The sequence below is a fragment of the Pseudokineococcus marinus genome, assembly GCF_013004605.1.
Classification (GTDB): Bacteria; Actinomycetota; Actinomycetes; order Actinomycetales; family Quadrisphaeraceae; genus Pseudokineococcus; species Pseudokineococcus marinus.
Window position 1 is genome coordinate 1 of sequence record NZ_JABEMA010000136.1, and the last position, 8,207, is coordinate 8,207.

An 8,207-nucleotide genomic window follows, 5' to 3' on the forward strand; every position below is an offset into this window, starting at 1 on the left:
GTCGAGGGCGGCGAGCCGAGCGCACCCGGCCTCGTGTCGGGCCCGAGTCGCGGCCGCGAGCGCCCGCAGCCGCGGGCCGGCGCCCGGGGCGATGAAGGCGACCGCCGCGCGGGCTGGGCGGATGGCGAGGAGCAGCAGCCACACGAGGAGGACCAGGAGCAGCACGGCGACGCCGAGCCGGACGACCACGTCTCCGGTGAGGGCGGCGGCCTGCAGCGCGCTCACCGCCCGACTCCCTCGGCGACTGCCGTGGAACCGCCCGACGAATCCGGGAGGGTCGCGACGTCGACTACGGCGTAGACCCACACGGGCACGTCGAACTTCGTCTCGCGGACCTCGACGAGCGCACGGTCCGAGCGCATGCGCGAGACCGCGACGCCGGCGCGGAGGTAGGTCGCCCACAGGACGACCTCGTCGACGGAGTGCGTCTGGACCTGCAGCTCGACAGGCGCCTCTGCGGGGTCCTCGCCCGGCGCGCGCCAGATCGACAGGTGCACCACGGCGCAGGGGAGGTCGGGGCGCTCGTCCGCGACCCACCGCAGCGCCGTCAGCGCGCTGCTGTGCTTGGCCAGCGTTGTCGTCTCCCGCTGCGGCTCGGTGACCGCCTCAGCGGTCACCGGGCGCTGCCCGGCTCGGCGAGGTCGCGCAGGGCGCCCTCGAGGTCGGCGAGGACGTCGTCGACGTCAGCGGCGCAGCCGGCGTAGGTCGACAGCCGACCCAGGTCGGCGTCGCCCTGCCAGCGGGCGCGGAGGGCGGCCAGCTGGTCGCGGGTGCGGCGCAGCTGCTCGACCGCCTCGGCGGTCACCGGGCGGCCCTCGCGCGGTGCACCCGGCGCGCCTGGCGGGCGGCCCGGTTCGCCGCGCGACGACGCGCGGTGACGTGCGGCGGGACGGTGCCCGCGTAGATGTGCTTGCCCGACTGGTTGAGCGCGAGCAGCAGCCCCTTCGAGCTCGCGCTCGACTCCGGGGTCGTCTCGGTCTGGCCTCGCATGGGAGCCTCCTGCTGTCGGTGGACCCGGCCCCTCGTGCTGCCAGGCGTGGAGGGGGCCGGGTCCGTCGTCGTCTACGGACCTGTGGTGGTGCTCGGGGGAGTGGTGTTGGCCGGCCGCCCGGGCGGGGCGGGGGACACGCCCGGGCGGCCGGAGCTCAGGTGCGCTGCCTCGGCAGCGGGGGAGCGGTCGTCGACGTCGACGTCCGGGGCTGCTGCTCGGCGTGGTGCGCGAGCGCGGCGCGGTCGGCGAGCGCCGACGCGCGGCACAGGCCGAGGACCAGCGCGACGACCGCGAGGCCGCCCAGCGCGACGGAGAGCGCGATCACGCGAAGCACCTCGCCAGCGCGGTAGCGGCGCGGTGCACGAGGGGGCGGAGCCAGCCAGACCGGGGACCGGCCGGCTCCGCGTCTCCTACGCTCCGCGCACCCACTGCACCGAACGAAGGAGAGTCATGAGCGTCGAGCTGAGGTACGACGGCTGGGTCGAGAAGATCAGCCCCGAGACCGCCGCCGAGGTCCGAAAGGCGATGGGCGAGGCCCGTAGAGACACCACGCCCCGCGTGCTCGCCATCGAGTCCGAGGGCGGGCGCCGCTTCCTGAACTTGCTGGTCGGCCCGGGCATCCCGATCGCTGTGGTGACGACTCCCGCCGGTGAGCCAGCGCTGCCCCAGAGCGCGCCCGCCACCGGCAGGAGCATCCGCGACATGCCCTTCTGAGCAGCTGGAAGGGCGGGTGCTGGCAGCGCGGCCCTCGACGCCGGCGAGCATCGTCGTGGCGACGCGGCGGAGGACTGTGTCCGCGAGCGCGGCCGCGGTCCCCGCCTCGGCCGTCGACAGCACGCGGGTGCTGAGTCGGGACATGGACTCGAGAGCGTCGGCGGCCGCCAGGCCGTCCCGTTCGTCCAGCTCGGCGTCTCGCCTCTCCGCGGGCACGTCGAAGCCGACGACGTAGCTACCCCACGGCCAGACGTGACGGCCGCTCACGCCGACACCGCCGTCGTGTCAGCCGGCGCGGCGGGGGAGGGCTGCAGCAGCGCCTCGACGTCGCCGCGCCGGAAGCGCCGGTGACCGGTGGGGGTGCGGACGGACTGGATGCGCCCGTCGTTGTCCCAGCGACGGATGGTGTCGAGCGAGACACCCACGAGGGCGGCGGCCTGGCTCACGGAGAGCAGGTCGTTCTGAGAGTGCTCAGAAGTGGGCATGGCTGGATCTGAGCACACTCAGATGACGGGGTCAAGCAGTGACTCCTGAGTGTGCTTATTCAGACCTAGGCTTGCGCACCCCTGCCTAGGTCTGCCACGGTCTGCCTATGACCAGCACGCCCGAAGCCTCCGCGGCCGTGATCCCGCAGTGGACGCTCGCCGATCGGCTCCGCAAGATCCGGCAGATGGCCGGCATGGGACAGCGCGACTTCTCGGCGCAGCTCGAGGTGCCGCCGTCGCGCTACGCGCAGTGGGAGGCCGGCAACAACAAGCCGCGCGACGTCGTCGCTGTGGCGCGTCGCATCGAGCTGCTGACCGGCGTGCCGGCGTCGTGGACGCTCGGGGTGCACGACAACGGCCCCCGCCCGACTGCGTCGGACGAGGGCCGTGAGGTGGTGCGCCGCCTGGGACTCGAACCCAGAACCCACTGATTAAGAGTCAGTTGCTCTGCCAATTGAGCTAGCAGCGCGTGCGTCGACGAGGTTAGCAGCGCCCCGCCGACGTCGTGAAATCGTGCCGGGCGGTCAGCGCTCGGTGCCGGCCTCGCCGGCGTCGGACGCTGCGCCGTCGCCCCCGCCGAGGTCCCACCAGCTGTCCTCGGGCAGGCCCTCGTCGTCGTGGATGGTGACGCTGTCCGGCCCGGTCGGGGACGTCAGGTCCATGAGCAGGGAGAGCGGGACGTGCTCGCCGAGCATGTCCATCACGTGCTCGCTGCCGCTGGTGCTCGCCTCGTCCGACGGGGTCGAGCCCTCGGCGGGCTCGGGGGACGTCGGGGTCGGGGACGTCGTCATGGGTGCCTCCTCCTGCGACCGCCCCAGTGCTCGAGGTCGGTGTGGGGCGAGTGTGGCAGAACGTCCGCCTCGAGGAGCCGCAGCGCCGCGACCGGGGAGGGGGATGACTCGTTCGGACCCGTCCCCCCGGACGAGCCGGGGGGACGGGATCGGGGTGAGTGACGGGGCTCGAACCCGCGGCCACCGCGACCACAACGCGGTGCTCTACCAGCTGAGCTACACCCACCATGGCCCGTCGTCGGCCCCGCCGTCACCGCGCGGAGCCCCTCTGGGCGGGGACCACTGTACCGGCTGCGGTCAGGTGCCCGTGACCCGAGCGGCGACGGCGCGAGCGGTGGCCGAGTCGGGGCCCGGCTGCGGCACGAAGACCGCCTCCCTGTAGTACCGGAGCTCCTCGATGCTCTCGCGGATGTCGGCGAGGGCGCGGTGGCCGCCGGCCTTCTCCGGGGAGGCGAAGTACGCCCGCGGGTACCAGCGGCGGGCGAGCTCCTTGACGGAGGAGACGTCGATGATCCGGTAGTGCAGGTGGTCGACGAGGTCCGGCATGTCCCGGGCGAGGAAGCCGCGGTCCGTCCCGACGGAGTTGCCCGCCAGCGGCGCCTTGCGCGCCTCGGGGACGAGGGCGCGCACGTGCTCGAGGACCTGCCGCTGGGCGTCCTCGAGCGTCGTGCCGGCCGCGAGCTCCTCCAGCAGGCCCGAGGAGGTGTGCATGTCGCGGACGACGTCGCGCATCTGCTCGAGCGCCTCCGGCGGCGGGGCGATGACGACGTCGAGGCCCTCGCCCACGACCTCCAGCTCGGAGTCGGTGACGAGGACGGCCACCTCGACGAGGGCGTCGCGCTCGAGGTCGAGGCCCGTCATCTCGCAGTCGATCCAGACGATGCGCTGGGAGGAGGTCGAGGAAGCCACGCGCGGACTCTAGGTCGAGCGGCCCCGGGGCGGGAGCGGGGGCGCGACGGCGGCCCTCCCGGCGACGCCGGGAGCACGGCCGGCGCCCGCGGACGGCGTCGGCGCGGACGTGTGCCCAGGGCTAGCGTGCGCGCCATGACGCAAGCAGGGCCGTCGCCAGCAGTCGGAGGGGGCCTGCCCGCGGCCCCACCCCTCGAGGGGTGGCCCGCCGCGCTGCCGGCCCGGCGCCCGGCCCGTCGCACCCGGGCCCGCGACGTCGTCGTCGCCGCGCTGCTGGCCGCCGTCATGGTCGCCGGGCTCCTGCGCGTGCTCGGCATCGTGCTCGTCGAGAACGGCCCGTCGGCGGTCGCCGTGGGGCTGGCCCTCGCGCTGCTGCCCGTCCTGCTCGTCGGGGCGGTCTTCCTGTGGCTGGACCGCTACGAGGCCGAGCCGCCGGGCCTCCTGCTCGTGGCCCTCGGGTGGGGCGGGGGCGTGGCGACGGCGATCGCGCTCGCCGTCAACACGCAGGCGTCCGTGCTGCTCGACGCCTCGGGGGAGCCCGGCCCGGTGTCGCTCGGCGTCGTGGCGCCGATCACCGAGGAGGTGGCGAAGGCGCTGGGTGTCGTCGCCGTCCTCCTCCTGCGCCGGCGCGAGTTCGACGGCGTCGTCGACGGCGTGGTCTACGCCGGGATGGTCGGCATCGGCTTCGCCTTCGTCGAGAACGTCCTCTACTTCAGCGGCGCCCTCGTGGCCGGGGGCACGCAGCAGCTGGCCGTCACCTTCGTCCTGCGCGCCGTGGTCTCGCCCTTCGCGCACCCCCTCTTCACCGTGGTCGTCGGCGCCGCGATCGGCGCGGCCGTCGCCCGCCGCGGGCGCGCGCGCTGGCTGCTCCCGGTCGGCGGCCTCGCGGTGGCGGTGCTCCTGCACGGCGCGTGGAACCTGTCGACCTTCGCGCCCCTGGGCTTCCCGGTCGTCTACCTGGTGCTCCAGGTGCCCGTCTTCGCGGGCGTGGTCGTGCTCGTCGTCCTGGCCCGCCGCCGCGAGGGCCGGGTGCTGCGCCAGCACCTCGCGGCCTACGCCGACGCCGGCTGGCTGACGCCGGCCGAGGCGCACATGGCGGCCTCGCTGCCCGAGCGGCGGCGCGCGCGGCGCTGGGCACGCCGGGCGGGTGGCCGGGAGGGCGCCGAGGCGATGGCCGACTTCCAGCACCTCGCGGGCGAGCTGGCCCTCCTGCGCGAGCGCCGCGTCCGCGGCACGGCCCACCGGGGGGCCGCCGAGGACGAGCGCGACCTCGTCCGCAGCCTGTGGGTGCTCCGCGAGCGCGTGCTCGCGGCGTCCGCCCGACCGACGGCCGAGAGCGTCCCCTTCGGCGCCACGCGAGCGGCCGCGTGATCGGCCGCGTGCGCGCCGTCCTCGAGGACGAGCGCGCCGGCGGGCTCCTGCTCATCCTCGGCGCCCTCGTCGCGGTCGTCTGGGCCAACTCGCCCTGGCGCGAGGCGTACACGGAGCTGTCCGAGACGGTCGTCGGCCCGGCTTCGCTCCACCTCGACCTCTCGCTGGCGACCTGGGCGGCCGACGGCGTCCTCGCCGTCTTCTTCTTCGTCGTCGGCCTCGAGATCACCCACGAGGTGCGCGGCGGCAGCCTCCGCGACCCCCGCCGGGCCGCGATGCCCGCGCTCGCCGCGCTCGGCGGCATGCTCATGCCCGCGATCTTCTACACCGTGGCCGTCCTCGAGACCGGTGGCGAGGGCCTGAGGGGCTGGGCGGTGCCGACGGCGACGGACATCGCCTTCGCGGTGGCCGTCCTCGTCGTCTTCGGCCGAGGGCTGCCGGGCAGCGTCCGCACCTTCCTGCTGACGCTCGCCGTCGTCGACGACCTCCTCGCCATCACGGTGATCGCGATCTTCTACACCGACGACCTGGCCCTGCCGTGGTTCGGCGCCGCCCTCGTGCCCCTGGCTGTCTTCGCGTGGCTCGTGCGGCGCCGGCCGTCGTCCACCGGCGCCCACCGGGCGCTCATCGCCGGGGCGATGGTGCTGGCGGTCGTCACGTGGACCCTCGTGCACGCCTCCGGGGTCCACGCCACCGTCGCCGGCGTCCTCCTCGGCGCCGCCGTGCCCGCACTGCCGCGGCGGGGGGAGGACGAGGCGGTCGGACAGCGGGTCAACCGCGTCGTCAACCCGCTGTCGTCCGGCGTCGCGCTGCCCGTCTTCGCCTTCTTCGCCGCCGGCGTCACGGTCGTCGGCACCGGCGGGCTCGGGCAGGTCTTCTCCCACCCCGTCGCCATCGGGGTCATCCTCGGCCTCGTCGGCGGCAAGCCGATCGGCGTGCTCCTGACGGTCACGGTGCTCGAGCGCTTCACGCCCCTGCGGCTGGCTGAGGACCAGGCGCCGCGCGACCTCTTCGGCGTCGCCGTCCTCGCCGGCATCGGCTTCACCGTCTCCCTCCTCGTGTGCGAGCTCGCCTTCCCGCCGGGCGAGCTGCGCGAGGCGGCCAAGGTGGCGGTGCTCGGTGCCTCCGTCGTGTCGGCGACGCTGGGCGCCGTCGCGCTCCAGGTGCAGAAGCGCCGCATCGGCATGGACCCGGCCGAGCCCGCCGCCATCGGCTGACCCGCGACCCCCCGGTCCTGACCGCCGCCGCAGCGGGGCGCGGGGCAAGGGCCGCCGGTAGCCTCGCCGCACGCGCCCGCGGGGGCGCTCGCCCCCGTAGCTCAGCGGACAGAGCGGCAGACTTCTAATCTGACGGTCGCAGGTTCGATCCCTGCCGGGGGCGCCCGTCGGTGGGGCTGGTGGGTCCGTGGGCGATGGACGTCTCATCTGACGGTCGCAGGTGCGATCCCTGCCGGGGGCGCCCGTCGGTGGGGCTGGTGGGTCCGTGGGCGATGGACGTCTCATCTGACGGTCGCAGGTGCGATCCCTGCCGGGGGCGCCCGTCGGTGGGGCTGCTGGGTCCGTGGGCGATGGACGTCTCATCTGACGGTCGCAGGTGCGATCCCTGCCGGGGGCGCTGGACCTCGAGCTGCCGGACGACCTGCACGAGCGGGCCCTCGTCATGAGCCCGGCTTCCTGACCTGCGATGACGCCCGGTGACCGGGCCTTGCGCAGGTCGCTGTGCACGGACGCGGGGCGTCGGCGCCGCGCGCGCCTGGCAGGCTGGGGCCCGTGAGCGGCGCGGGTGAGGGCGGGAGCCTCCTGGAGGCCCTCGAGCGCCTGCGGGAGGAGCTCGCGGGACTGCGGCTGCCCCTCGACCTGCCCGACGCCCAGCGCGGTCGCGCCGGCGCCGCGGCGGCCCGCGACCAGCTCGACGACTACCTCCTGCCGCGGCTGCGCCAGGTCGACGCGCCGCTGCTCGCCGTCGTCGGCGGCTCCACGGGCGCGGGCAAGTCCACGCTCGTCAACTCGCTCCTGAGGGAGCGCGTGACCCGGGCGGGCGCGCTGCGTCCGACGACCCGCGCGCCGGTCCTCGCCCACCACCCCGACGACGCCGCGTGGTTCACCGGCGACCGGGTGCTGCCGGCGCTCGCGCGCACGACGGGCGCCGAGGAGCCGAGCGGACCCGCGCGCGCCGACGCGCCCGCCGCGACGTCGCTGCAGCTCGTCGCGTCCGCCGGCGTGCCGGCGGGGCTCGCCCTGCTCGACGCCCCCGACGTCGACTCGGTCGTCGACGCCAACCGCGCGCTCGCGGCGCAGCTGCTCGGCGCCGCCGACCTGTGGGTCTTCGTCACCACCGCGGCCCGTTACGCCGACGCCGTGCCGTGGGACCTGCTGTCCGGCGCCGCCCGCCGGGGGGCGTCCGTCGCCGTCGTCCTCGACCGCGTCCCCGCGGGCCCCGGCGACGACGCCGTGCTGCGCGAGGTGCGCGCCGACCTCGCGGGCATGCTCCGCGACGGCGGGCTCGGCGCGGCCCCGCTCTTCTCCGTGCTCGAGACGGCGCCCGGCGCCGACGTCGACGGGCTGCTGCCCGCCGAGGCCGTCGAGCCGCTGCGGCGCTGGCTCGCGGGCCTCGCGGGCGACGCCCGGCAGCGGGCCCTCGTCGTCCGCCGCACCCTCACCGGCGCGCTCGAGGCGCTGCCGAGCGGCCTCGCGCCCGTCGCCGGGGCGGCCGCCGCCCAGGCCTCAGCCGTGGCGGCGCTGCGCGACGACGTCGTCACCTCCTTCGCGCTGGGCCGCGAGGAGCTCGAGACCGAGCTCACCGACGGCACGCTCCTGCGCGGCGAGGTGCTGGCGCGCTGGCAGGAGTTCGTCGGCACCGGCGAGTTCTTCCGCTCCTTCGACGCCGCCGTCGGCCGCCTGCGCGACCGCCTCGGCGCGCTCGTCCGCGGGCGCCCCGCGCCGAGCG

At 75.8% G+C, this 8,207-nt stretch carries 12 protein-coding genes, 3 tRNA genes and 1 pseudogene; 6 read left to right on the plus strand and 10 right to left on the minus strand.

The features are described 5' to 3' along the window. The 5 genes from HLB09_RS09895 to HLB09_RS09915 all read right to left on the minus strand — a co-directional run. On the minus strand, positions 1 to 225 hold a 225-nt coding region (locus HLB09_RS09895), incomplete at its 3' end, for a hypothetical protein (protein ID WP_409372997.1). Beyond that, positions 222 to 617, minus strand: a complete 396-nt coding sequence (locus HLB09_RS09900) for a hypothetical protein (RefSeq protein ID WP_171203219.1) — start codon at positions 615 to 617, stop codon at positions 222 to 224. The genes HLB09_RS09900 and HLB09_RS09895, both read right to left, overlap by 4 nt. Continuing rightward, positions 614 to 805, minus strand: coding sequence for a hypothetical protein (locus HLB09_RS09905; RefSeq protein ID WP_171203220.1), 192 nt, complete (start codon positions 803 to 805; stop codon positions 614 to 616). Before HLB09_RS09905 ends, HLB09_RS09900 begins: the two co-directional genes overlap by 4 nt. Next, positions 802 to 990: a hypothetical protein gene (locus tag HLB09_RS09910; RefSeq protein ID WP_171203221.1), complete on the minus strand. Its 189-nt coding sequence runs from the start codon at positions 988 to 990 to the stop codon at positions 802 to 804. The genes HLB09_RS09905 and HLB09_RS09910 overlap by 4 nt, the downstream gene beginning before the upstream one ends. 155 nt (positions 991 to 1,145) lie before the next feature. Next, complete coding sequence (locus HLB09_RS09915) at positions 1,146 to 1,316, minus strand: hypothetical protein (RefSeq protein WP_171203222.1); 171 nt, start codon at positions 1,314 to 1,316, stop codon at positions 1,146 to 1,148. 125 nt (positions 1,317 to 1,441) lie between these two features. Between HLB09_RS09915 and HLB09_RS09920 the strand changes: the two genes are divergently transcribed. Continuing rightward, a complete protein-coding gene (locus HLB09_RS09920; protein ID WP_171203223.1) occupies positions 1,442 to 1,705 on the plus strand; it encodes a hypothetical protein in 264 nt (87 codons plus the stop codon). Positions 1,706 to 1,968: 263 nt separating this feature from the next. On the opposite strand, the gene HLB09_RS09925 is transcribed toward HLB09_RS09920, so the two are convergent. Beyond that, positions 1,969 to 2,190, minus strand: a complete 222-nt coding sequence (locus HLB09_RS09925; RefSeq protein ID WP_171203224.1) for a MerR family transcriptional regulator — start codon at positions 2,188 to 2,190, stop codon at positions 1,969 to 1,971. Between the two features lie 107 nt (positions 2,191 to 2,297). Here HLB09_RS09925 and HLB09_RS20365 point away from each other — a divergent pair, with 107 nt between their 5' ends. After that, the gene (locus tag HLB09_RS20365; RefSeq protein ID WP_171203229.1) at positions 2,298 to 2,621 is read left to right on the plus strand and encodes a helix-turn-helix domain-containing protein; all 324 of its coding nucleotides are present in this window, start codon (positions 2,298 to 2,300) and stop codon (positions 2,619 to 2,621) included. On the opposite strand, the gene HLB09_RS09935 is transcribed toward HLB09_RS20365, so the two are convergent. From HLB09_RS09935 to orn, 4 genes are all read right to left on the minus strand, one after another. Then, positions 2,584 to 2,659: transfer RNA gene (locus HLB09_RS09935), tRNA-Lys, on the minus strand. The genes HLB09_RS20365 and HLB09_RS09935 overlap by 38 nt on opposite strands. 55 nt (positions 2,660 to 2,714) lie before the next feature. Further along, positions 2,715 to 2,981, minus strand: coding sequence for a hypothetical protein (locus HLB09_RS09940; RefSeq protein ID WP_171203225.1), 267 nt, complete (start codon positions 2,979 to 2,981; stop codon positions 2,715 to 2,717). Between the two features lie 153 nt (positions 2,982 to 3,134). Further along, positions 3,135 to 3,207, minus strand: a tRNA-His gene (locus tag HLB09_RS09945). Positions 3,208 to 3,278: 71 nt separating this feature from the next. Further along, the gene (gene orn / locus HLB09_RS09950) at positions 3,279 to 3,890 is read right to left on the minus strand and encodes an oligoribonuclease (RefSeq protein WP_322790116.1); all 612 of its coding nucleotides are present in this window, start codon (positions 3,888 to 3,890) and stop codon (positions 3,279 to 3,281) included. Between the two features lie 135 nt (positions 3,891 to 4,025). Between orn and HLB09_RS09955 the strand changes: the two genes are divergently transcribed. The 4 genes and pseudogenes from HLB09_RS09955 to HLB09_RS09970 form a co-directional block, all read left to right on the plus strand. Continuing rightward, entirely contained in the window at positions 4,026 to 5,261 is a 1,236-nt protein-coding gene (locus tag HLB09_RS09955; protein ID WP_171203226.1) for a PrsW family intramembrane metalloprotease, read from the plus strand. After that, positions 5,258 to 6,478 (plus strand): Na+/H+ antiporter NhaA, encoded by a 1,221-nt coding sequence (gene nhaA, locus HLB09_RS09960; RefSeq protein WP_171203227.1) that lies wholly within the window; start codon positions 5,258 to 5,260, stop codon positions 6,476 to 6,478. Before HLB09_RS09955 ends, nhaA begins: the two co-directional genes overlap by 4 nt. 90 nt (positions 6,479 to 6,568) lie before the next feature. Further along, positions 6,569 to 6,641 (plus strand) — tRNA-Arg (locus HLB09_RS09965). Between the two features lie 389 nt (positions 6,642 to 7,030). Beyond that, positions 7,031 to 8,207, plus strand: a pseudogene (locus HLB09_RS09970) (GTPase domain-containing protein); the annotation flags it as partial.